The 22,704-nt window shown below is 60.8% G+C and carries 18 protein-coding genes; 11 read left to right on the top strand and 7 right to left on the bottom strand.

What is annotated here, in order from left to right; translation table 11 throughout:
• Positions 1-395 precede the first annotated feature (395 nt).
• The gene (locus HCG46_RS21380; protein ID WP_168687321.1) at positions 396-1,766 is read left to right on the top strand and encodes an MFS transporter; all 1,371 of its coding nucleotides are present in this window, start codon (positions 396-398) and stop codon (positions 1,764-1,766) included.
• A 96-nt stretch (positions 1,767-1,862) separates the two neighbouring features.
• Here HCG46_RS21380 and HCG46_RS21375 read toward each other — a convergent pair whose 3' ends face one another.
• The 5 genes from HCG46_RS21375 to htpX form a co-directional block, all read right to left on the bottom strand.
• A complete protein-coding gene (locus HCG46_RS21375) occupies positions 1,863-3,974 on the bottom strand; it encodes a methyl-accepting chemotaxis protein (RefSeq protein ID WP_168687320.1) in 2,112 nt (703 codons plus the stop codon).
• A gap of 229 nt (positions 3,975-4,203) precedes the next feature.
• A complete protein-coding gene (gene purH, locus HCG46_RS21370; protein ID WP_168687319.1) occupies positions 4,204-5,820 on the bottom strand; it encodes a bifunctional phosphoribosylaminoimidazolecarboxamide formyltransferase/IMP cyclohydrolase in 1,617 nt (538 codons plus the stop codon).
• A gap of 75 nt (positions 5,821-5,895) precedes the next feature.
• Positions 5,896-7,653: a heparinase II/III family protein gene (locus HCG46_RS21365; protein WP_208984644.1), complete on the bottom strand. Its 1,758-nt coding sequence runs from the start codon at positions 7,651-7,653 to the stop codon at positions 5,896-5,898.
• Between the two features lie 128 nt (positions 7,654-7,781).
• Complete coding sequence (gene rsmB, locus HCG46_RS21360) at positions 7,782-9,158, bottom strand: 16S rRNA (cytosine(967)-C(5))-methyltransferase RsmB (RefSeq protein ID WP_168687318.1); 1,377 nt, start codon at positions 9,156-9,158, stop codon at positions 7,782-7,784.
• A gap of 164 nt (positions 9,159-9,322) precedes the next feature.
• Positions 9,323-10,300 (bottom strand): zinc metalloprotease HtpX, encoded by a 978-nt coding sequence (htpX, locus tag HCG46_RS21355; protein WP_168687317.1) that lies wholly within the window; start codon positions 10,298-10,300, stop codon positions 9,323-9,325.
• A 156-nt stretch (positions 10,301-10,456) separates the two neighbouring features.
• Here htpX and HCG46_RS21350 point away from each other — a divergent pair, with 156 nt between their 5' ends.
• Complete coding sequence (locus tag HCG46_RS21350) at positions 10,457-10,720, top strand: DUF1674 domain-containing protein (protein ID WP_205838624.1); 264 nt, start codon at positions 10,457-10,459, stop codon at positions 10,718-10,720.
• A 67-nt stretch (positions 10,721-10,787) separates the two neighbouring features.
• Here HCG46_RS21350 and HCG46_RS21345 read toward each other — a convergent pair whose 3' ends face one another.
• The gene (locus tag HCG46_RS21345; RefSeq protein ID WP_023002556.1) at positions 10,788-11,444 is read right to left on the bottom strand and encodes an SGNH/GDSL hydrolase family protein; all 657 of its coding nucleotides are present in this window, start codon (positions 11,442-11,444) and stop codon (positions 10,788-10,790) included.
• A gap of 311 nt (positions 11,445-11,755) precedes the next feature.
• Between HCG46_RS21345 and HCG46_RS21340 the strand changes: the two genes are divergently transcribed.
• From HCG46_RS21340 to HCG46_RS21320, 5 genes are all read left to right on the top strand, one after another.
• The gene (locus tag HCG46_RS21340) at positions 11,756-12,991 is read left to right on the top strand and encodes an aminotransferase class I/II-fold pyridoxal phosphate-dependent enzyme (RefSeq protein WP_023002555.1); all 1,236 of its coding nucleotides are present in this window, start codon (positions 11,756-11,758) and stop codon (positions 12,989-12,991) included.
• Positions 12,988-15,732: a DNA translocase FtsK gene (locus HCG46_RS21335; protein WP_168687316.1), complete on the top strand. Its 2,745-nt coding sequence runs from the start codon at positions 12,988-12,990 to the stop codon at positions 15,730-15,732. The genes HCG46_RS21340 and HCG46_RS21335 overlap by 4 nt, the downstream gene beginning before the upstream one ends.
• Positions 15,733-15,816: 84 nt before the next feature.
• The gene (locus HCG46_RS21330; RefSeq protein ID WP_023002553.1) at positions 15,817-16,464 is read left to right on the top strand and encodes an outer membrane lipoprotein carrier protein LolA; all 648 of its coding nucleotides are present in this window, start codon (positions 15,817-15,819) and stop codon (positions 16,462-16,464) included.
• A gap of 19 nt (positions 16,465-16,483) precedes the next feature.
• Entirely contained in the window at positions 16,484-17,446 is a 963-nt protein-coding gene (locus tag HCG46_RS21325) for an ATP-dependent carboxylate-amine ligase (protein WP_168687315.1), read from the top strand.
• 114 nt (positions 17,447-17,560) lie between these two features.
• On the top strand, positions 17,561-18,556 hold the full coding sequence (locus tag HCG46_RS21320; protein WP_168687314.1) for an LLM class flavin-dependent oxidoreductase: 996 nt from the start codon (positions 17,561-17,563) through the stop codon (positions 18,554-18,556).
• On the opposite strand, the gene HCG46_RS21315 is transcribed toward HCG46_RS21320, so the two are convergent.
• Complete coding sequence (locus tag HCG46_RS21315) at positions 18,557-19,168, bottom strand: NAD(P)H-dependent oxidoreductase (protein WP_286185473.1); 612 nt, start codon at positions 19,166-19,168, stop codon at positions 18,557-18,559.
• A gap of 279 nt (positions 19,169-19,447) precedes the next feature.
• Here HCG46_RS21315 and HCG46_RS21310 point away from each other — a divergent pair, with 279 nt between their 5' ends.
• The 4 genes from HCG46_RS21310 (at position 19,448) to HCG46_RS21295 (ending at position 22,652) form a co-directional block, all read left to right on the top strand.
• On the top strand, positions 19,448-19,708 hold the full coding sequence (locus tag HCG46_RS21310; protein ID WP_075282756.1) for a PepSY domain-containing protein: 261 nt from the start codon (positions 19,448-19,450) through the stop codon (positions 19,706-19,708).
• Positions 19,709-19,710: 2 nt separating this feature from the next.
• On the top strand, positions 19,711-20,364 hold the full coding sequence (locus HCG46_RS21305; RefSeq protein WP_055660156.1) for a cytochrome b/b6 domain-containing protein: 654 nt from the start codon (positions 19,711-19,713) through the stop codon (positions 20,362-20,364).
• Entirely contained in the window at positions 20,361-20,894 is a 534-nt protein-coding gene (locus HCG46_RS21300; RefSeq protein ID WP_168687313.1) for a helix-turn-helix transcriptional regulator, read from the top strand. The genes HCG46_RS21305 and HCG46_RS21300 overlap by 4 nt, the downstream gene beginning before the upstream one ends.
• Before the next feature lie 171 nt (positions 20,895-21,065).
• Positions 21,066-22,652 (top strand): arylsulfatase, encoded by a 1,587-nt coding sequence (locus tag HCG46_RS21295; protein WP_209009570.1) that lies wholly within the window; start codon positions 21,066-21,068, stop codon positions 22,650-22,652.
• Positions 22,653-22,704: the final 52 nt, after the last annotated feature.

The following is a 22,704-nucleotide window of genomic DNA, read 5'->3' as shown; positions in this document are numbered from 1 at the left end:
CACCGATCCCGGATATTCGCTGCGCGGTGTCCGGGATGACGCGGTTGGTGCTTCGAGAACCTTGCTCACGGACGCTTCGTTGTCCGCTTTTTGGATCCGCTGGAAGCGCATGGAGGCTGAGGCTCATCCTTCGAGACAGCGCTACGCGCTTCCTCAGGTTGAGGTGATATGTGTTGCCAGGCTGGTGAGAGGCCTACCTTCCCAAACCCTCATCCTGAGGAGCCGCGCAAGCGGCGTCTCGAAGGATGGGCCGCATACGCCAACCGAAACTCTCTCCTGCAACAGACACCGGATATTCGCAAACATCAGTAGGCTTCAGGAGCGGGAAGCGATATGCATGAATGAGTTGGGCTCGTCCCGGTCTTGATCCCCCAGGCAGCGAGTTGCCCTTTTCCATGACAACCGTTTCAGACATCCCGTTGCAATCTACCGACAGGCGCGCCGTTCTCTCCTGGGCGCTGTTCGACTGGGCGGCGCAGCCCTTTTTCACGCTGATCACCACATTCGTCTTCGCGCCTTACTTTGCCTCGACACTGGCCGCGACCCCGGCCGAAGGCCAATCGCTTTGGGGATACGCAACTGCGGCCGCCGGACTGTGCATTGCCTTTGCAGCACCGGTACTGGGCTCGATCGCGGACGCAACAGGCCGGCGAAAACGCTGGATCCTTCTCTTCTCGTTGCCATTTGTCATCTGTTGCTGGGCATTCTGGTACGCTGCTCCGGGAAGCCCGAACGGCATCGCCATCGCGCTCATCGCCTTTGCCATCGGCACGCTGTCCATCGAAATCGCGACCGTCTTCAACAACGCCATGATGCCTTCACTGGTGCCGCCGGAACGCATCGGACGCCTGTCCAGTTTCGGCTGGGCACTCGGCTACGCCAGTGGGCTGGTCACGCTGGTGATCGCCCTCGGATTTTTCGCCGCCAGCCCCGAGTCGGGCAAGACCCTGCTGGGTTTCGAGCCGGTTCTGGGTCTTGATGCGGCGACCCAGGAAGGCGATCGCGCCGTCGGGCCGTTTTCTGCGCTCTGGTATCTCGTTTTCGTGTTGCCGATGTTTCTCTTCGTGCCGGACGTGCCGCACCAGGCAAAGATCGGCCCAGCCATCCGCGCTGGCCTTGCAAACCTGCGCATGAGCCTAGCCCAGGCACGCACCAACAGGAATATCTTCCTGTTTCTCCTCTCCAACATGATCTTCAAGGATGGCCTTGTCGCCCTCTTCGCGTTCGGCGGAATATATGCCGCCGGCCAGCTTGGCTGGGGATCCATCGAAATCGGCACTTTCGGCATCATCCTGACCATCACCGGAACACTGGGCCTGTTGCTGGGCGGGCCAATGGATGATCGTTTCGGGGCCAAGCCGGTGATTGTCTTCTCGCTCATCGTTCTGATGATCTGCGGCCTCGGCATGATCTCCATCGACCGGACAACGGTGTTCTTTGTCATCAAGACCGCCGCTGCCACCGAGGGTGCCCTCTTCGCATCGCTGCCGGAACAGGTGTTCATTGCACTCGGCGGTGTCATCGGCGCGGTGTCCGGCCCGTTGCAGGCCTCCTGCCGCAGTCTTCTGGTCCGCATAGCCCCGCCACAGCACGTGACCCAGTATTTCGGTCTTCTGGCGCTCTCCGGAAAGGTCACCAGCTTCCTGGCCCCGCTTACCGTCGGCGTGGTAACCGCCCTGACTGCCAGCCAACCCGCAGGCATGTCCGTCATCCTGGTCTTTTTCGGAGTTGGCCTCCTGTTGTTGTTGCGGGTGCGGGAGCGCTAACAGACGCCTTTGCCAGGAACCGGTGCGGGCATTGCCCAAACAAAAACGCGCCGGAAAATCCGGCGCGTTTCATGTTCAGATGTTGCCAGTCTCGCCTCAGGCGACCTGACGGACGCTGGCAAGGAAACCTTCGACTTCCTGCTTGAGCCGGTCGGCTTCAGTCTGCAGGACGTTGGCGGAGGCCGAGACCTGGCGTGCGGCATTGCCAGTGTCGTCAGCAGAGGCTGCCACCTTGACGATGTTCTGCGCCACTTCCTGGGTGCCGTTGGAGGCTTCCTGGATGTTGCGGGCGATCTCGTCGGTGGCAAGGCCCTGCTGTTCGACCGAAGCCTGGATGGACGAGGAGATCTCGTTCATCTTTTCGATGGTTTCGGAAATGCCCTTGATGGCATCGACCGATCCGGCGGTTTCCGTCTGCACCGACTGGATCTGCAGGGAGATTTCCTCGGTCGCCTTGGCAGTCTGGTTGGCCAGTTCCTTCACCTCGGCGGCGACAACGGCAAAGCCCTTGCCCGCTTCGCCGGCACGTGCCGCCTCGATTGTGGCGTTCAGCGCCAGCAGGTTGGTCTGTTCGGCAATGTCGGTGATCAGCTTGACCACTTCGCTGATCCGGTTGGCAGCTTCCGCGAGCCCCTCGATCTTGCGGTTCGTCGACTGGGCCTGTTCGACGGCGTGGGAGGCAATCTCGGTGGACTGGGTCATCTGGCGGGAAATTTCACCGACCGATGCCATCAGTTCTTCAGCCGCGGACGCAACCGTTTCCACGTTCGACGACGCTTCCTCGGAAGCGGCAGCCACTGCCGTGCTCTTCTCGCTGGTGTCGTCGGCTCCCGCCGTCAGCGTCATCGACGCCGCGTTGAGGTCCTGCACCTGGTGCATCACCGTCTGGGTCAGCTCTGAGATCTGGCGGTCGAAATCCTGCGACAGCTCGCTGATCCGGCCTGCACGCGCCAGCTGCTGACGCTGCGCTTCTTCCTGCTCGGCGGCCAGTGCCTCGGCCTGCCGGGCCTTGTCGCGGAAGACTTCCAGCGCCTTGCTGATCTCGCCGATTTCGTCCTGGCGGTCGGTATCGTGGATCGGCTCGTCGTAACGGCGATCGATGAGCGCCTGGATACTGCCCACGGCGCGCTCCAGCGGACGGCGAACAATCGTGTTACCGACAAGATAGATGGAAAGAGCCACGACGATGAGCAACACGACACCGACGCCGACGATCATGGTCGTGATCGAAGACGAAGCCGCATTGAGGGTCGCCAGCGGCACGTTGACCACCACGGCAAGCTTGGCATCGGTACCGGTCACATGCACCGGCATGACGATGCGGTGCACTTCCGTGCCAAGCGTGTTGGAATATCCGTCATAGGCAAATGGCTCGCCGTTCTTGACCGCCGCCAGAAGCTTGTCCTGCACGGCAAGGTCGGCTTCGGACTGGCCTTCCATCCATGGCTTGCCGAGAACGGCCGAGTCGGCGTGGGCAATCCAGACGCCGTTCTGCGACAGGAGGTGAACCGATCCCGTGTCCAGTGGCCGTTGCTGGCCAAGCACTTCGGACAGCGGGGTCAGAAGGATGTCGCCACCGGCAGCACCAATCACCTTGGACCCGTCTCGGATCGGCGAGGAGAACGACACACCGGTCACGGTCTTGCCGTCAGCTTCCCAGCTGTAAGGTTCGGTCATGTAGTCCTTGCCGGACACATAGGCACCATTGAACCAGAGGTCGCTGGTTGCACTCAGATCACCGACGGCGATCTTCTCGATGGGCCGGTAGGCCAGCGTTCCGTCCGCCTTGCGGAAGTAATAGGGCTGCCATTCGCCATCTTCGGCCCATTTCTCGTCGCCCTTGAACTCGGCATCCTTGCCGTCAAGCTCGTCTCCGGCAACCACGCCCCAAGTGCCCGAAAGGTCCTTGTTGGTCAGCGTCAGGTTTTCAACGACGGCGTTCCAGGCTTCACGGTCTACCGCTCCGGCTTTCTTCATGCCGCCGAGGGAACTTGCCAGCGTCTGTGCGGATTTCAGGCCGTTTTCAAGGCCGCGCTGGACGAATTGCGCCTGCTCGCGTGCCACTGTCTCGGCCTCGGACCGTGCAAGATCACCCGTAATGCGGGACGCTTCCCATCCGATAAAACTGATGCCGACCACAAGGGCAACCGTCAGGGTCGCCGCACTGGCCCCAATGAGCTTTGTTGTGACCTTCGCTCTTCTAAACACCGGCAATCTCCGCGAATCGCAAGAAAACGGCAGGCGAATACCTGCCAAAGCTTGCTGCAGACTACCCGTTGGGCGTTAACAAGGTCTTCAGTGGGAGGGTTTTTCTTAATGACCCCTGTCATTTTTGACAGTAATTTTGGATCGTTAGCTTGCTAATGTTTTACAAGCTCAGATGAAGTGCCGGTTCGAATGAAAACCGGCACTTCAATTCATCGGCGAATACCCGAAATCAGTGCCGGAAATGACGCATGCCGGTCATGACCATGGCAAGGCCAGCTTCATCGGCTGCCGCAATCACGTCGTCATCGCGCATTGAACCACCCGGCTGGATAACGGCGGTTGCTCCGGCTTCGGCGGCAGACAGAAGACCATCGGCAAACGGGAAGAACGCATCGGAGGCGACCACGCATCCCTTCGTCAGCGGTTCGGAAAGACCGGCGGCCTCGGTCGCGTCCAGAGCCTTGCGGGCAGCGATGCGTGCGGAATCCACCCGGCTCATCTGACCGGCCCCGACACCAACGGTCGCACCGTCCTTGGCATAGACGATGGCATTGGACTTCACGTGCTTGGCAACCCGGAAGGCGAATTTCAGATCGGCCAGTTCCTGCTCGCTCGGGGGGCGCTTGGTAACGACCTTGAGGTCAAGGTCATCGACCACACCGTTGTCGCGTGACTGGACCAGGAGACCGCCGGCAACGGACTTGACGAAGAGGCCCTTGGCGCGTGCATCGGCGAGGCCGCCGGTGACCAGAAGGCGCAGGTTCTTCTTCGCCGCGATGATTTCGCGTGCCGCGTCGTCCGCATCAGGCGCGATGATCACTTCCGTGAAGATCTTGACGATTTCCTCGGCCGCAGCGGCATCCAGTGTCTGGTTCAGGGCGACGATGCCGCCGAAGGCTGAAACCGGATCGCAGCGCAGGGCCAGCTCGTAGGCTTCCTTCAGGCTTGCGCCTTCGGCCACACCGCACGGGTTTGCGTGCTTGATGATGGCAACAGCACTGGTGCGGGCCGGATCGAACTCGCTCACCAGCTCAAACGCGGCATCGGTGTCGTTGATGTTGTTGTAGGATAGGGTCTTGCCCTGAAGCTGCCTGGCCGTGGCAACACCCGGTCGCTGCTCACCGGTGGTGTAGAAACCGGCCGTCTGATGCGGGTTTTCGCCATAGCGCATGACTTCGGCAAGCGAACCGCCAACCGCACGATGGGCGGGCGTTGCTTCGTCCAGCTGATCCGCCATCCAGTTGGAGACGGCGGCATCATAGGCAGCCGTGCGGGCAAAGGCCTTTTGCGCCAGCTTCTTGCGCAGGGCCAGCGGGGCCTTGCCGCCGTTGGCATCAAGCTCGGAAATCACTGCATCGTAGTCGGCCGGGTCGGTGACCACGGTAACATAGGCATGGTTCTTGGCGGCCGCACGGGTCATTGCCGGTCCACCAATGTCGATGTTCTCGATGCCGGTGGCGTAGTCGGCGCCGGAGGCGACAACGTCCTCGAACGGATAGAGATTGCCGCAGAAGAGATCGATGCCGACGATGTCATGCTCGCTCATCGCCTTCTGGTGGTCGGCATCATCGCGGATCGACAGCAGACCGCCGTGCACCTTCGGATGCAGCGTCTTCACGCGGCCGTCCATGATTTCCGGAAAGCTCGTGACTTCCGAAATGTCCAGAACCGCAAGCCCGGCTTCCTTCAGCGCCTTGTAAGAACCGCCGGTGGAGACCAGCTCGACACCGCGCTCGGACAGCGCTTTTGCAAAGTCGACAAGACCGGTCTTGTCGAAGACGGACAGAAGGGCGCGCTTGACGGGAACCAGCTCGGGAACGGGTACGGCTTTGGACACAATGGCCATGAATTTGCCTCGCAATTGGGGACGGTCCGGGAGTTGCCGTCGCCCTATCACGTCTTCAGCAAAAGCGGAAGGTCTCTATTCTTCCAGCGGGAGTTCGTCCGGCTCGTCAAAATCGCTGGTGCCGCGCCGGCTGAGTTTGGCCGTCGCCGTCTTGCGGAACTGCCACCCCACGGAGGGGGCCTCGAGCACGGCACCGGAGATCACGATCTGCTCGGTCTTGCGGTGGCCGTAGACATCCGAAAGATAGATGCTTTCTTCCAGCATGACCTCGGTCCCGGGCGCTTCGAATTCCCAGGCTTCGCCGTCCCGGCACACCAGGAGCACCGCTGATCCGCCGCGGATGAGCGAGCTGCGCAGGCCCGGATGCAGGTGAAAGCGGATTGCGTAGCGGTTTTCGCTGTCCACAGGACCGATTGCCGAAAACGTGTCGATGCCGTCCAGCACCGTGCCGTCGCCTGCAAGGCGAATGTCGCGCTCATGCAGGACATGGAACTCGCTGGCATAACCATCATGGGAGGCCGTGATCCGGCTGCCGGCCGCATCGTCTTCCCGCTCCACCGGCACCCTGACCGGACCGGACAGGATGGGTGCGCCCAGAATATGCCCGAACGGCCGGTTCGACAGGAACCGGCAGGAGGACGTATCCTCGATCACCGCCGTTGAGTGTGCAGGCGTCGAGCGGCTGACCCGGCGCCAGGCCGGATTGGACTTGGGCGAGACGCCGCAATTGACGACGATCCGGTTGTTGCCGGAGGAGAATTCGAACGAAAGACAGCCTGCATGAGCGTCGCCGGAAACGCCGATGGCCGGGGCAGGGCCGGTGTCGATCAGGACAACGGAATTGCCACCGGTTAAGCGCTGATAGCCGGAATGCGGCGCATTCTGCGGTGGGGCGCCCCGTGCATCGTCATAGGCAAGGATGGTGGCGACAAGGTCGCTCGGCGTCGAGCCCATGCCGTTGAAATGGGCAAGAGCCCCGTCGCCATGACGGAAGAAGCGCAGTAGTGGCATCATCCGGTCCACCGACTGCACCATCGCCGGTGGAACCTCCAGCCCTTGCGCTACGAAGGCCTGGCGAACCGGCAGCAGGTCCGCGAGAATGTCGATCAGCGCTTTCGGATTGCGCGAGATATGGCCGCCATCGGGCAGGATCTGGCGTGTCAGCTCCTGATCGAGACGACGGATGCTCTGGCGTGCAAAGCGGCCCTGTCCGGCCATGGAGATACAGGCGGATGCCATGGCAAGGGCTGCATGCAGTCGCTCGACGCCGTCTTCCGTTTCGTTGATGGTCTGGCGCAGGTAACGCACCTGGCGAGCCAGCGACCGCACGAAACTGCGGTAGAACTCGTGATCGCCGTCCTGAAGAATGAAGGGCGAATGCGCCAGCCAGGACAGAATGCGGCGGGTCACAACCGACGCTTCCCAGCCGATGTCGTGCCAACGACCGCAAAACTTGATCCAATCCTCCACCAGCGCCCGGGCATTTTGCCGGGAAATCTGGCTGTCGGCGGCGCGAAGGTCCCGCATCCAGCCGAAGCTGTGAAGCTCACGCTGCCAGTCTTCGTGAACGGCCTGAAGCTCGAACGGAGATCTGCCTTGCGTCTCCACCAGATGGCCGGAGAACAGGAAGCGGCCGCCGTAGATATCGGCAGCATTGGTCGCGTCGGCAGTGCGCAGATCCTGCGGCGCAATGAGCAGGCGCGCAGGCACAGCCGAAAACGGCTGCATGCGGAACAGCGGCCCGCCATGCATCCATTTCAAGGAGCGTTGCCAAATATGCAGGGCCACAAGCCGCCAGATGCGGCTTCTTTCACTCAGGCTTGCAGTATTCACCAAACCATCTCCAAAACTGATGGTTTCTGCGCGTTTATGGGGAATCTCCGGTGTCTAATTCAGGAAACGAACCATTAAGGTTAGCATTTCATTTAAAGAATCATTGCAAGTGAACAGTTTATTCCGCGTTAAAACCGGCGGAACCTTGCGGCAAAAAAGCCGTCCATGCCCTTGCTCACCGGATCCAAGGCGGCGCTATGGCAGGGCAGACAGCGAAGATAACCTTCATTTGTGACGCATTCGGCAAGGCCGCCCACCTCTGAGGCCTCGACCGGAACCAGTTCGATTTTTCCGGCCTGCCGCTCCAGAAAACCGGCCACCTGGGCTTCGCCTTCCGCCGCTTCCAGCGAACAGGTACAATAGACGACCAGCCCACCCGGCTTGACCCAGCCCATCACCCTGTCCAGCAATTCGCTCTGGATTTCCGTCAGCTTTTCAATGTCGTATGGCTTCTTGATCCAGGGCACATCGGGGTGCCGGCGGATCGTGCCTGTCGCGCTGCAGGGCGCATCGAGCAGGATTGCATCAAAGAGCTCTTCCGGCTCAAAGGCCCGCAAATCCGCCGCAACCGTTTCAACACTCAGGCCGAGCCGCGTCATGTTTTCTTCAAGACGTTTCAGGCGCGCCTTTGAAATATCGACCGCGGTTACGCTTGCACCCGCGGCCGCCAATTGTGCGGTCTTGCCGCCCGGTGCAGCGCAAAGATCGGCAACACGCAGACCCTTCACGTCACCAAGAAGCCGGGCGGGAAGCGCCGCGGCGGCATCCTGCACCCACCACTGGCCGTCGCCATAGCCTTCAAGTGCATCGACAGCGCCCTTGCGCACAAGGCGGATGCTGCCCGCACCCACAATCTGGCCGTCCAGTTTCCGGGCCCACTCTTCCGGATCCGCTTTCACCGACAGATCCAGCGCCGCTTCGCTTTCGTGAGCCCGCGCGATCTCGCGCGCTGTCTCCACTCCATAGGCTGCCTGCCAGCTTTCCATCAGCCAGTCCGGTGTGTTCAGCACCGCCGGATCGAGATCACCGGTCACTTCGTCCCGCTCGCGCCCGAGCCGGCGCAACACACCGTTGACCAGACCCTTGTAGGGACGAGCCCGGCGGTCGAGACCGGCATGATCAACAGCAAGAGAGACGGCAGCACGGTCCGGAATGTCGAGAAACAGCATCTGGGCTATGGCCACATGCAGGATATCCAGGATCCGGCCCGTCTTTTCAGGGATCGGCCGATCAAGCAACCGATCCAGGATTTCAGCGATTTCACCCCGGTGGCGCAAGGCCGCACCGATGATTGCGCGAACCAGCGAACGATCATTGCCGGCCAGCGCGCGAAATCCGGAGTGGCCGGAGGTGATATCCAGCTCGCCATCGAGAGGCCGTTTCTTGTGAACGACGTTGCCAAGAATATCGGCAGCCACCTTGCGTGCGGCAAACCCCGGCTTTTCGGCCTGTTCGGGTGCCGGTTTGCCTGAAGGCTTCTGTTTGTTGTTCGGCCGTTTGGTCAAGGCTCAATCCATTCACGCGCCCGGCCCTGCTGTTACGGCCGGTATCAAAATCAAGCGCCGCAGACCGGTCTGCCGGTCGCGGCGCATCTGGTCATACTAAAGCCGGGTGGTCATCCGGCAAAGTTGTTTTTGTCAAAGAAGCTGACGTTCCGGGGGACTGTGGCCTATCCCCACGGCCCTTTTGGACGGCGAGGCGCGGAGGACGGCCCCGTCGGACCGGCGCCGCTCCACGGGCCGGCCTGCTGTGGAGCCTGGCGGGTAAACGACATGGGACCGCTTCTGCCGCCCCTGCCACCGGTGCCCAGACCTGCATCCGACAGCTTGCGCAGTTCGTCAATCCGGTTCTGGGTGTTCGGGTGAGTGGAGAACAGATTGTCCATCCGCTCGCCTGACAGCGGGTTCATGATGAACATATGTGCGGTTGCCGGGTTCGCTTCCGCGTCCGGGTTATGGATGTGCTCCACCCCGCGCGAGATCTTCGCAAGTGCTGAAGCCAGCCACATGGGTTCGCCGCAGATCTGTGCGCCCATCCGGTCGGCCGCATATTCGCGCGTCCGGGAGATCGCCATCTGCACGACCATTGCCGCCAGCGGCGCCACGACCATCATCAGGATAACCCCGACGATGCCCAGCGGATTGTTGCGGTTGCCGCCGAAGAAGAAGGCAAAGTTGGCCAGCATGGAAATCGCACCGGCGATTGTCGCCGTGATCGTCATGATCAGCGTGTCGTGGTTCTTCACATGGGCCAGCTCATGGGCCATCACACCGGCAATCTCCTCGGGCGTCAGCATGTCGAGCAGGCCCGTCGTTGCCGCGACGGCGGCGTTTTGCGGGTTGCGGCCGGTCGCAAAGGCATTCGGCTGCGGATTGTCGATGATGTAGACCTTGGGCATCGGCAACTCGGCATTCTGCGCCAGCTCCCGTATCATCCGGTAGAACTCCGGCGCTTCGCGCTCACCCACTTCCCTGGCATGATGCATGCGCAGGACCATCTTGTCCGCGTTCCAGTAACTGAACAGGTTCATGGCGGCTGCAATAAGCAGCGCGATCAGCATGCCCGACTGACCGCCGATCATGAAACCGATCCCCATGAACAAGGCGGTCATCCCCGCCAGAAGCATTGCCGTGCGAATGTAGTTCATCGCCGCTTGTTTCCGTTTCTGTCCTGTTTTCGACTGCTTGCAAGAAGGCGCATAATGGCCTTTGTATCCGTCCAACAGATGGGGAGTGCTGCCATTCTTGGCAAGATTACCTTATATACGCCAGACAAGACTGCAATCTGAACGACCCGAAGAGCCATGACAGAAACACCGGACAACCTGACGAGCCGCTACAGCCAGAACGAGGCTCCCTCCCTGAAGACCAATGTCGAGGAAGCTCCGAAGCGGAAATTCGAGGACCTGCCACCGGCAGCCCAGCGCGCCCTGAAGGAAGCTGAAGAACGGCGCAAGGAAATCGACGCAAGACAGCAGAACATGGCCGAAGAGGTCAACGGACGCGGCGGCCTGGAACCCACCCGCTACGACGATTGGGAGATCAAGGGACTGACCTCGGATTTCTGAGGCAATGTTCAGCCGGTCTGCCTGTCGGAGACAGCTCTAACCGCAGCAGGCAATCCAGTCTGCCAATTCAGTTTGCCAGCTTGCGCACTTCCGCTGCCACTGCCCTGGCGAGATCGGCCTGCGGCTCCGCATCGAAATGGACGGCATCAACCGGGCTGGCGGAAATCACCGTTCCTGCATCGAAGAAAGCTGCACCATATTCAGCAGCTTTCTCCCGGTAGCAGGCGGCCAGGCGATGGGATTCCGTGACGCTCTGTTCGCTGAACTGTGCCACGAAGGGTGTGCCTGCCAGTGGTGCCAGCGGCGGCGGTGACATCAGCAGCACCTTTGGCGCCCGGCCTTCGACATCGTCGGTTGGCCTGCGGGCAAAATCCAGAAGGCGTCCCATGGCAATCGCGATTGTTTCCGCGTTCATGCAGAACCGGGCCTGAAGGTCGTTGGTGCCGAGCATGATGATCAGAATGTCGATCGGCATATGCGTCTTGCGAACGGTGGCCAGATGCGCAAGACCGTTCTTGTCGCCCTTGACCGGATCCTCGAAAACGGTTGTTCGGCCGTTGACGCCTTCTTCGGCCACATAAAACCCGTCACCCAGTTCTTTCTGCAGAAGCCGGGTCCAGCGGATGTCGTGGCCGTACCTGGATTTGTCGACCGGATTGAATCCCCAGGTGAGAGAATCGCCGAAGCAAACGACGCTTATCGGATTTTTTGTTGTTTTCGACATCGTAGAGCCTGTCCAGGTGGGCGCACTTTGAAAAAGGTCAGGCATATTTCATTTCTGCCGACCGCGCCGATGCCTTCAATTTCTACAGAGTCTTCGTTGACGATCAAGGACTTCCGGGCAATTCCCGCCAACCAAGGACGGAGGGGTGAAATTGTCCCTTTGGACAGGTCAGACGCCCGGGCAGGCAGTGCGGGAAAATCCGCAACCATTTGCAGCATTTCCTGTGCCCTGCCCCGCTTGGTTAATAAGGGATTTACCACACCGGCTATAGGGTCTGAGCAAAGTTATGCGTAACGAGTGCCGGATCATTCATGCTTGCCAGCAAAAAAGCCTACCAGCGCGGTGTGTCCCTGCCGAGCTCCAATCCGTTTCAACGCCTTGCCGAACTCCTGAGCGGCGAGACACCGGGGCTCGACCCGATTGTCATGACGATTGGCGAACCGCAACACGCCATTCCTGATTTTACCGCGGAAGTTCTGGCTGAAAATATGGCCGGTTTCCGCCGTTATCCACCGATCGACGGCTCGCCTGAATTCCGTTCGGCCGTCGCATCCTGGCTGGATCGCCGATACAATCTGGGTGGGTTGATCGACGCCGACCATGGTGTGCTGCCACTGAATGGATCCCGCGAAGGACTTTCTTTCGGCGCCATTGCCGCGCGTGATCAGCTGAACAAGGGCCTGGACCACCCTGTGGTGATTCTGCCCAACCCGTTCTACCAGACCTATGCTGCCGCAGCGCATGTCGCCGATGCGGAGGCCGTGCTGCTCGACGCGATTGCGGGAAACAATTTTCTGCCTGATCTCGACAGCCTCGATGCGGAGCTGCTGGAAAGGACCGTCGCCTTTTATGTTGCCTCGCCCACAAATCCGGAAGGGTTTGTGGCCGACACCGCCTATTGGCAGCGCCTGATCGGTCTCGCCCGCAAGCATCGCTTCTATATCTTTGCAGACGAATGCTATTCGGAAATCTATCGCGAGACGCCGCCAATCGGCATTCTGGAAGCGGCCAGGGATCTGAATGAAGAGCAGGGCGGTGGCTTTGCCAACATCATCGTTCTCAATTCGCTGTCCAAACGCTCCAACCTGGCGGGCCTGCGCTGCGGCTTTGCGGCAGGCGATCCCGAGTTCCTGAAAAAATGGGCGAAGTTCAGAGGCCTTGCCGCACCGCAGGTGCCGCTGCCGGCACAGGCAGTTGCCGTCCGGGCCTATCAGGACGAATCCCACGTCATTGAAAACCGCAGGCTCTACAACGAAAAATTCGAAGCTGCCGAAAAACACCTCGGCCCGATCCTTGGGCCGGTCACGCCTGACGCCGGGTTCTTCCTGTGGCTGGATATCAGCCGTTGGGGCGACGCCGTTGCGGTCACGAAGGCACTCTGGACCGAAATCGGGCTCAAGGTGCTGCCGGGCAGCTACCTTGCCTCGGACCAGTCGGACGGCAGCAATCCGGGGCGGAACTATATTCGCATCAGCCTGACGGCTCCTCTTGAGCAGACAGAGATCGCTCTGGAGCGTCTGGCAAAATGGTTGGGGGACAAGGCATGAGGCGGGCCAGCGCAGTTCGCGGCAACGGCCGCAGATCTTCGGTTGACCTTCTGGACACCGAGAGCCCACTGAAGCGGTTCATCCGGCGCAATCTTGTCGGGGCCGCGGGCCTCGGTATCATTGCGCTGGCGGCAATGCTCGCGGCAAGCCTTGCCACCTGGTCCGTCAGCGACCCGAGCTTCAATCATGCCACCGGTGGCCAGGTGCGCAACGCCCTGGGAACACCGGGCGCTGTCCTTGCAGACATTCTGATGCAGACCATCGGCCTTGCGACGGCCGTCTTCCTGATTCCTCTGGTTCTGTGGGGCTGGCGGCTTCTGACCGGCCACGCGCTTGGCATCGGCCGCAAGCGCCTGGTCTACTGGCTGATCGGCACAAGCCTTGCCGCAGGTGCCCTGGCGTCGCTGCCGGTTCCCGAAAGCTGGCCGCTGCCGACCGGTCTCGGCGGCTTTTTCGGCGACACCGTTCACCATTTGCCTGCGCTCGTTACCGACAACATGACAAGCGGCGCCGCCACGATCGTCGGCGTGCTTGGTCTTGGCGTACCGGCTATCCTGTGCCTGCTGGCAGCTGCCGGTTGGCTGGGCAGCATCGGCGCTCCGTCCGAACGGATCGAGCCTGTGGCCGGCCCTGTCGGTCACGGCAAGGCCGCCGAGCATGAACTCGACTTTGACGACGACGATGGCGAGTCCCGCATCGGTATCTTCATGAGTGCCTTCGTCGGCCAGATGGAGCATTTCGGTCTTCAGGCTGCTGCACAGGTGCGCCGGTTGACCGGCCTGAAGCGCAGCCAGGCCCAGGATGAAGAAGAATACTGGGACGAGGATGAGGACGACACTGACTACGAGCCGGAAGACACCCGCCAGGGCAGCCGCCTGAAAGCATTCCGCAAGGCCCTTGCCGGCCGGCTGATGCCGCAAGATGACGACGGCCTGGACGACTTCTACCAGCGCGGCCGTCATGCGGACGACGGAGACGAACCTTACGCGGAAGAATACTACGACGAGGAAGGCGACACCTTCGAGCCGGACGATCTGATGATCGACAAGGGCCCCGTCAACGGTCGTCCCGCGGTCCCGGTCGGCATTGCCGCGCCGGAGGCTCAGCAAGCGCCTGCGCAACCGGCAGCGAACGGCCGCGTCATTCCGCAGGCACCGCGTCCGAAGCAGAGCAAGCGTGCGATCGAGGAAGCACAGCCATCCTTCCTCGGAGCCCCGGAAGAGTACGAATTGCCTCCGTTGCGGCTGCTGGCCGAGCCGAAGGTTGCCGGCAAGGTGCCGGGTCTGTCCGCCGATGCGCTGGAGCAGAATGCCCGCATCCTGGAAGGCGTGCTTGAGGATTTCGGTGTTCGCGGCGAAATCATCGAGGTTCGCCCCGGTCCGGTCGTGACCCTGTACGAACTGGAACCGGCACCGGGCATCAAGTCCTCGCGTGTCATCGGCCTTGCGGACGACATCGCCCGCTCCATGAGCGCGATTTCCGCCCGTGTGGCGGTGATCCCGGGCAAGAACGCCATCGGTATCGAACTGCCGAATGCCCGTCGTGAGACGGTTTACCTGCGTGAACTGCTGGCCGCCCAGGACTTCGAAAAGTCCAAGGCCAAGCTGGCGCTGGCCCTGGGCAAGACCATCAACGGCGAAAGCGTTGTCGCGGATCTGGCCCGCATGCCTCACCTGCTTGTGGCCGGTACCACCGGCTCGGGCAAGTCGGTCTCGATCAACACCATGATCCTGTCGCTGCTCTACCGGCTGACGCCCGAGCAGTGCAAGATGATCATGATCGACCCCAAGATGCTGGAACTGTCGATCTACGACGGCATTCCGCATCTGCTGACACCGGTTGTGACCGATCCGAAGAAAGCCGTCGTTGCCTTGAAGTGGACCGTCCGCGAGATGGAAGACCGCTACAAGAAGATGTCCAAGATGGGCGTCCGCAACATCGACGGCTACAACACCCGCATCAAGCAGGCGCTGGAAAAGAACGAAACATTCACCCGCACCGTTCAAACCGGCTTCGACCGCGACACCGGCCAGCCGATCTACGAAGAAGAGCAGCTGCCGCTCGAGGCGATGCCGTATATCGTCGTCATCGTCGACGAGATGGCCGACCTGATGATGGTGGCCGGCAAGGACATCGAAGGTGCTATCCAGCGCCTGGCTCAGATGGCCCGTGCCGCCGGCATTCACCTGATCATGGCCACGCAGCGGCCGTCGGTGGATGTCATTACCGGCACCATCAAGGCCAACTTCCCGACCCGTATCTCCTTCCAGGTGACGTCGAAGATCGACAGCCGCACCATCCTGGGTGAAATGGGCGCCGAACAGCTTCTGGGCATGGGCGACATGCTCTACATGGCCGGCGGCGGGCGCATCCAGCGTGTGCACGGGCCGTTCGTCTCCGACGACGAGGTCGAGGATATCGTCAAGCACCTGAAGGTTCAGGGCACGCCGCAATATCTGGAAGCCGTGACCGAGGAAGATGACGAGGCCGAAAGCCCCTACGACGGTGGCGGCGGACTTGCAGGCGGCGAGGAGGGCAACGATCTGTACGACAAGGCGGTTGCCATCGTGCTGCGCGACAAGAAGGCGTCGACCTCCTATGTGCAGCGGCGCCTTTCGATCGGTTACAACCGTGCTGCTTCGCTGATTGAGCGGATGGAAAACGAAGGCCTGATCAGCGCCGCCAACCATGCCGGAAAACGCGAAATTCTCGTGCAGAACGGCGTGGAAGAAGATTTTTGATGGTAAACTGCCAAAGCTTTGCCACACACGCTCCCTAGCTAGGGGGAAACGTGTCACACAGAGAACGATTTAGGACATTGCATCATGCTGAAACGCTTCGCTTCCCGCCTGATCAAACCTATGCTGGCAGCCGGTATTGCTGCGGCTCTGTCCCTGTCGGCACTGCTGCCCGCCGCGGCGCTGACCGAGCAGGAACAAAATGCCCTCAGGGATCTCAACTCCTATTTCAACTCGGTGAAGACCATGCATGGCGACTTCATCCAGTTCGGTCCTGACGGAAACCAGTCCGACGGCAAGTTCTACATGGCCCGCCCGGGAAAGGTGCGCTTCTACTACAACAAGCCTTCCGTGCTCGACATTGTGGCCGACGGCAAGTCGGTTTCCGTGCGCGACCGCAAGCTGAACACCCAGGACATCTGGCCTCTTGGCCAGACGCCGCTGCGCTTCCTGCTGTCCGACGACATCGACCTGCAGAAGGACACCAACGTCACCAACGTTCTGGTGGAAGAAGACCTGATCACCGTCACCATCCTGGACAAGACCAAGTTCAACTCCGGTACCCTGACGCTGATCTTCGATGCCAAGGACTACGCATTGAAGCAGTGGACCGTTACCGACCAGCAGGGCTACGACACATCCGTTGCGGTTTATAACGTTGTGTCCAACGGCCCGACCAATCCGGACCTTTTCAAGATCGATTATCTGGCCAACGCCCGCCAGAAAAACAACTGACAGCCCGGCTGGCCCCAGCATGACGGAAACGGCCGGCCGGCGCGCACTCGTCTTTGACCTGCTTGAGGCCTATTGCGCCCGCAAAGGCTACCGCCTGACGGCGGGCGACGCCCATGGCCATGCCGGCATGGTCGAAAGCCCGTCTGGCAAGCGCTGGTTCTTCAAGGGCACAAGGTTCGACCTCAACACGCTCGGCGCAGCGGAAATCGCCACCGACAAGGCCTATGCCGCGGCCTTTCTGAAGACCGCAGGCCTGACAGTGCCGGACGGACTTCTGGTTTTCGCACACGACATCCGCACGAGCCGAACTGCGCCGCAAGACCTTCTGGATTTTGCCGGGAACCAGGGGTTCCCGCTTTACGTCAAACCGAACTGTGGCCGGGAAGGGCGGGACGTAGTGCGGGTCGACACCAGTCACACCCTTCAAACGGCCCTGCACACCCTCGCCAAGAGCAACGACCAGCTGCTGGTGCAACCGGAAATCCGCGGACAGGAACTGAGAATTATCGTTCTGGACGACGATGTGCTGTGCGCCATCGAACGCCATCCGCCTCAGATCACGGGCGACGGTCATCGCAACATTGCCGAGATCATCGGCGCCGATCCGCGCTTCGACGCTGCCGACCCTCGCCTCGTCCTCGAACTGCAGCAACAAGGGCTGATGCTGGAAACGGTTCCCGCGCCAGGCCAGACGGTCACGCTTCTGCCCGTGGTCAATCTGTCCGCGGGCGGCACGGCCAGAATTGTCACCGGCTCGCTCGCCCCGGGCCTTGCAGCCCTTGCCCGCGAGGCCGCACAGGCCCTGTCTCTGCGCTATGCCGCCGTTGACCTGATCTTGCCAACTGCGGCCAACGCAGAACCTGTTGTCCTGGAAGTCAACGCCGCGCCAGGTCTCGGCAACCTCGCCCGGCAGGGGTCTGAAGAGACCGCAGTGGTGAAGCATATCTACGAGCGTGTGTTCGAAGCGACATTCGCCGAATAGATCCCGCTGACCCCGGGAGCCATGCCCGTTTAAGCGCCTGGGAAGGCTGCCGACAAAACTTGACCTTGGCGGGTGGGTTTTCAGATCCTACATGGAGCTCCAACGGAGATATCCATGCAGCATTTTTCCCTTCTCGATCTGTCCCCTGTGCCGGAAGGCAAGACAGCGGCCGCGGCTCTGGCAAACACGGTCGATCTGGCGCGGTCCGCGGAACAAGCAGGCTACCATCGCTACTGGCTGGCCGAGCATCACAACATGCCGGGCATCGCCAGCGCCGCTACATCCCTTGTCATCGGGCAGGTGGCGGCAGCAACCTCCACCATGCGCGTCGGCGCAGGCGGTATCATGCTGCCCAACCACTCGCCGCTGATCATCGCCGAGCAATTCGGCACGCTGGCAACGCTTTACCCGGGCCGGATCGACCTGGGCCTGGGCCGCGCCCCGGGCACGGACATGGCGACGGCCAGGGCCCTGCGTCGCCACATGGCCGGTGAGGACAGTTTTCCGCAGGATGTCCAGGAGCTGATGGGCTATTTCAGACCCGCTTCTGAAACCAGCAGGGTGCGCGCGATTCCGGGCGAAGGCACGCAGGTACCGATCTGGATCCTTGGCTCGAGCCTTTACGGGGCGCAACTCGCGGCGGCCTTCGGGCTGCCCTATGCCTTTGCCTCCCATTTCGCACCGGACATGCTGGAAGAAGCACTGGAGATCTACCGGGCAACCTTCCAGCCGTCACCGCAGCTCGCCAGACCGCATGTGATGGTGGCAGCTGGCGTCTTTGCTGCCGACACCGACGAAGAGGCAGATTACCTGCGCTCTTCCCAGTTGCTCGCTTTCGCCCGGTTGCGCATGGGCAACCCCGGTAAACTGCCCCTGCCGGTGGAAAATGTCCCCGCCGAAATTCCGCCCGCCGTTCTGGCGCAGGTCGAACACGCCCTGTCCTGCTCGGCAACGGGATCTCCGGCGACGATCCACGACCAACTGTCGGCAATCATCAACCGCTATCAGCCCGACGAACTGATGATCACCGGCATGATCCATGATCACGGCGCCCGCGTGAAATCCTTCCAGCTCGCGGCCGACGTCCTGAAGGATCTCGTGACAGCTTAGTCAACCATCAAAGGCGCTTCGACAAATATGGGCGGTTTCTTCCAGCCAGTCTTGCCGCTGGGGATAGGAGCTGCCCACAACGGGCCTGAAGACGTGGCGCTCATAATCCAGAGCGCCACAATACGGCAGCACGCACCGGCCCCAGATCAGCTCCAGCGGGTCTCCAAGATCAAGTCGCTCTCGCTCCGCCTCGGTGTCGGACGTGTTGAAGATGACGGCTTTGCGGATCGACAGCAGTCCTTCCGGCAGACCGTCGGCAGTCTGCAGCCGATAGGCAACGCCCGGCACCAGCACACGGTCCATCCAGCCTGCAAGGATCGCCGGCGGTTTGCCCCACCAGTTCGGATGGACGACCAGCAGACCATCGGCGTTCGAAATACCTTCCCTGTGCCGCGCAACGACGGCATCCTCTGAACGGGACAGCACTTCTTCCAGAGTATCGCCGATCGAGTAGGCTTCCTCTGCTGTCAGACAGGGATCGAACTCTTCGGCGTAAAGATCGTGGTGATCTATCTGGTGCCCCTCGGCCTCCAGAGCATCACGCGCCTGTTTCGACAGCGCATGGCAGAAGCTGTTGTCCCTGGGGTGCGCCAGAAGGGAAAAGATGCGCAACGGCCTGTTTCCTTGATGCAAATTGAAAATACCGGCTCGCAAATGTGCCGGAGCAATTCTTGTTCCCATGACTTCGCAATTCATTTCAGCCGTTTCAACCCTGGCAAGACCATTTGCCTGGTTTGACCTTCTGGACGGCTGTCGAAGGATCGAAATCCGCGCGTAAGCACCTGCTTATGATGCTTGGCGTCAGCAGTCCGTCAATCGACCGAAGCCGAGTTTGCGGCCAATCAGGACGAAGACCGCAACGGTCGCAGAAACCTGATGAAGGACACAATCATGCTGAAGAAATCTCTCGCCGTACTCTGCCTCTGCCTTGCTCCGGTCGCCGCGCAGGCCATGCCCGCCGTTGGTGACATGGTCGGCACCAATCCCGAGGAAGCCACCGCGGCGCTGGCCAAGGCCGGTTGCACCGTCAAGGAATTCGAAGCCGAGGACGGCAAGATCGAAGCGAAGTGCACCGATGCGCAAAACAAGCTTTGGGAAGTCTACATCGACCCGAAATCCGGCAAGGTCACCAACGTCAAGAACGAAGACTGATCATGGGTGCCTCAAACACCCCGCAATCGAACGAGGGGGCGCAAAGCCCCCCCGAATTGTGGGATCCGCTGGTGCGTATCAGCCATTGGCTGATCGCAGTCGCGGTGATTGCCAACGGCCTCCTCAACAAGGCGGGCGGCACCATTCACATCTGGATTGGCTGGGGTGTTCTTGCCCTGCTTGCGCTCCGCTTTGTCTGGGGATTTCTCGGACCGGCGGAAGCCAGGTTCTCCGCCTTTCCACCTGATCCGCGCGCTGCGGTGTCTCACCTGATCGATCTCGTTCGCGGTAGCCCGCGCCACTACCGCTCCCATAATCCCGCTGGAGCGATCATGGTCTATGCGCTCTGGGCCTGCCTTGTAGTGGTAACCGGAACCGGCCTTTACATGACCGGCGCCAAGAGCCCCATCACGATTGCCGAGGAAAAGGCGGCGGTTGCCGCCGGAGACTGGTCGGTGCTCGTCAAGGACGACGATGATGAAAAGGGCGAAGACAGCAAGGTGCTGGGGGAAGCTGCAAAGGAAGTTCATGAAATCGCAGCCAACCTGATGCTGGTGCTGGCCCTGATCCATGTCGCAGGTGTCGCAGTTGAAAGTCGCGCGACGAGGCGTAATCTGGTCCGACCCATGCTGGTTGGCCGGATCAAGGACAAATGACATTTACAGGGATCAACCTTCGACAGGGGCGGCGGGAGACGACCGCCCTTGCCGCGTTCATGCTGTTGCAGTCCGTTGCCGCGATCTTTTTTGTCGGCGATGCCTTTACCGATCTTGTGACCGACGTCAGCAGCCCGCATTCCATTTTCGAATTCTTTGTCGCCTTCGTGTTGATCGTCGGCATTTTTCTGGCCGGCTGGCAGTTGCGGCTCACCCTGGAAAGACTGCGCAATCAGGAGCGCGCCCTTGGAGCCGCCCGTGGCGACCTTGCCCGGATCATTGACGCCCAGTTTGCCGAATGGGGCCTGACGCCTGCCGAAAGCGATGTCGGCCTCCTGGCCCTGAAAGGCCTGGATCTTTCCGAAATCGCTCAGCTGCGGGGCGCGGCACAGGGAACCGTGCGCGCCCAATTGACCAGGATCTACGCAAAGGCCGGTGTTTCGGGCCGTCACCAGTTCGCGGCCTGGTTCGTTGAGGACCTGCTTCAGGACGGCATTGCGGACAGGACCACGGTATCCGCTGAGGCCTGAATCTGTATGGCGACACCAGAACCCGAACATATCCCGGGCAAATCCTGGGCGATTCCCGGATGCGACCATTCCGTGCATTAAACGTAAGCACTATCACAGCTTGGCTTATTGCCGTGTTGCGCCTACTCTGCCTGAGGAACTTTTCGAGTGTGTTCAAGGGAGACGGGGATCATGTCTTTTCGACATCTGCTTGCAGGCTTGCCCATCGCACTTCTCATGACGTGCACAACGTCCATGGCGCAAGAGTCAAAACCACCAAACATATTGGTCATCTGGGGCGACGATGTCGGTTGGCAGAATGTTTCCGCCTACGGCATGGGCACCATGGGTTACACCACACCCAACATCGACCGCCTGGCGAATGAAGGCCTCCGCTTCACCGATCACTATGCCCAGCCGAGCTGCACCGCAGGCCGTGCGGCCTTTCTGACCGGCCAGTACCCGATCAGGTCCGGCATGACCACCGTGGGTCAACCCGGGTCGTCGCTCGGTCTGAAAGCAGAATCGCCAACGCTTGCGGAAGAGCTGAAACAGATCGGCTACCGCACGGGACATTTCGGCAAGAACCATCTGGGTGACCGGAACGAGCACCTGCCCACCGTCCATGGCTTCGACGAATTCTTCGGCAATCTCTATCATCTCAATACGCAGGAAGAAGCCGAACAGCGCGACTACCAGCGTTTCGGCGAAGCCTTTTCCGGCAGCCTTGAGGAATACGAGAAGCAGTTCGGAACACGGGGCGTCATACACAGCTTTGCATCGGAAACCTTCGACGATACCGAACAGCCCAGGTTTGGTGTCATAGGCAAGCAGACGGTCGAGGACACCGGTCCGCTCACCCAGGAGCGGATGAAGAACTTCGACGAGGGAGAAGTCATCCCTCTGGCCAAGGACTTCATGAAAAACGCCCAGGAAGCAGGCGAACCGTTCTTTGTCTGGCTGAACACCAGCCGCATGCATCTCTATACGCGGCTGAACGACGAGTGGCGCTACGCCGCCGAAGCCTATACGACCGAAGCCGACTACCACGGCTCGGGCATGCTGCAGCACGATCATGATATCGGCCTGGTGCTGGACTGGCTCGACCAACAGGGCCTGACGGAAAACACCATTGTCTGGTATTCGACCGACAACGGCCCGGAGCATGCCTCCTGGCCTCATGGCGCTACCACCCCGTTCCGGGGCGAAAAGATGACCACCTATGAGGGCGGTGTGCGTGTCATTTCCATGGTGCGCTGGCCGAATGTGCTGGAACCCGGCCAGGTCATGAACGGAATTCAGGCGCACCAAGACATGTTCACCACCCTTGCCGCAGCTGCCGGCATTGACGACGTGAACGCCGAAGTGATGGCCGAGAAGCAGCAGTTCATCGACGGGGTCAACAATCTGGCCTACTGGAAGGGCGAACAGGCCAATTCCAATCGCACTCACATCTTTCACTATTACGAAAGCGTGCTGACGGCGATCAGGATGGGACCCTGGAAATTCCACTTCTCGACCAAAGAAGACTATTACGCCAACCTGATTCCGCGGACCGTCCCACTGGTGTTCAACATCCGTGCGGATCCATTCGAGAGCTACGATTCAACCGATGGCTACGGACATCTGATGCAAAAGATATCGTGGCTTATCCAGCCGATGGGCGTGCTCATGGGTCAGCATCTGCAGAGCCTTGCAGACTATCCCCCGGTTCAGGGTGGGGCGTCGTTCAACATGTCGAACATTGTCGAGGACTTCCTGTCGAAGGGGATGCAGTAGCGAACCGAACTTCATGACCCGACAAAGCGAAACGGCCCCGGAACTTTCCGGG

Origin of the sequence: Labrenzia sp. PO1 (genome assembly GCF_012273635.1) — a bacterium.
GTDB classification, from domain to species: Bacteria; Pseudomonadota; Alphaproteobacteria; order Rhizobiales; family Stappiaceae; genus Roseibium; species Roseibium algicola.
This window is presented reverse-complemented; position numbering and strand designations above follow the sequence as displayed.

Excerpts from the sequence above, each read along its gene's own strand:
- HCG46_RS21345 (WP_023002556.1), bottom strand. The coding sequence starts at position 11,444 with ATGTCGAAAACAACAAAAAATCCGATAAGCGTCGTTTGCTTCGGCGAT.
- HCG46_RS21305 (WP_055660156.1), top strand. The coding sequence starts at position 19,711 with ATGGGTGCCTCAAACACCCCGCAATCGAACGAGGGGGCGCAAAGCCCC.
- HCG46_RS21335 (WP_168687316.1), top strand. The coding sequence starts at position 12,988 with ATGAGGCGGGCCAGCGCAGTTCGCGGCAACGGCCGCAGATCTTCGGTT.
- HCG46_RS21320 (WP_168687314.1), top strand. The coding sequence starts at position 17,561 with ATGCAGCATTTTTCCCTTCTCGATCTGTCCCCTGTGCCGGAAGGCAAG.
- htpX (WP_168687317.1), bottom strand. The coding sequence starts at position 10,300 with ATGAACTACATTCGCACGGCAATGCTTCTGGCGGGGATGACCGCCTTG.
- HCG46_RS21325 (WP_168687315.1), top strand. The coding sequence starts at position 16,484 with ATGACGGAAACGGCCGGCCGGCGCGCACTCGTCTTTGACCTGCTTGAG.
- HCG46_RS21340 (WP_023002555.1), top strand. The coding sequence starts at position 11,756 with ATGCTTGCCAGCAAAAAAGCCTACCAGCGCGGTGTGTCCCTGCCGAGC.
- HCG46_RS21350 (WP_205838624.1), top strand. The coding sequence starts at position 10,457 with ATGACAGAAACACCGGACAACCTGACGAGCCGCTACAGCCAGAACGAG.
- HCG46_RS21300 (WP_168687313.1), top strand. The coding sequence starts at position 20,361 with ATGACATTTACAGGGATCAACCTTCGACAGGGGCGGCGGGAGACGACC.
- HCG46_RS21295 (WP_209009570.1), top strand. The coding sequence starts at position 21,066 with ATGTCTTTTCGACATCTGCTTGCAGGCTTGCCCATCGCACTTCTCATG.
- HCG46_RS21330 (WP_023002553.1), top strand. The coding sequence starts at position 15,817 with ATGCTGAAACGCTTCGCTTCCCGCCTGATCAAACCTATGCTGGCAGCC.
- purH (WP_168687319.1), bottom strand. The coding sequence starts at position 5,820 with ATGGCCATTGTGTCCAAAGCCGTACCCGTTCCCGAGCTGGTTCCCGTC.
- HCG46_RS21310 (WP_075282756.1), top strand. The coding sequence starts at position 19,448 with ATGCTGAAGAAATCTCTCGCCGTACTCTGCCTCTGCCTTGCTCCGGTC.
- HCG46_RS21380 (WP_168687321.1), top strand. The coding sequence starts at position 396 with ATGACAACCGTTTCAGACATCCCGTTGCAATCTACCGACAGGCGCGCC.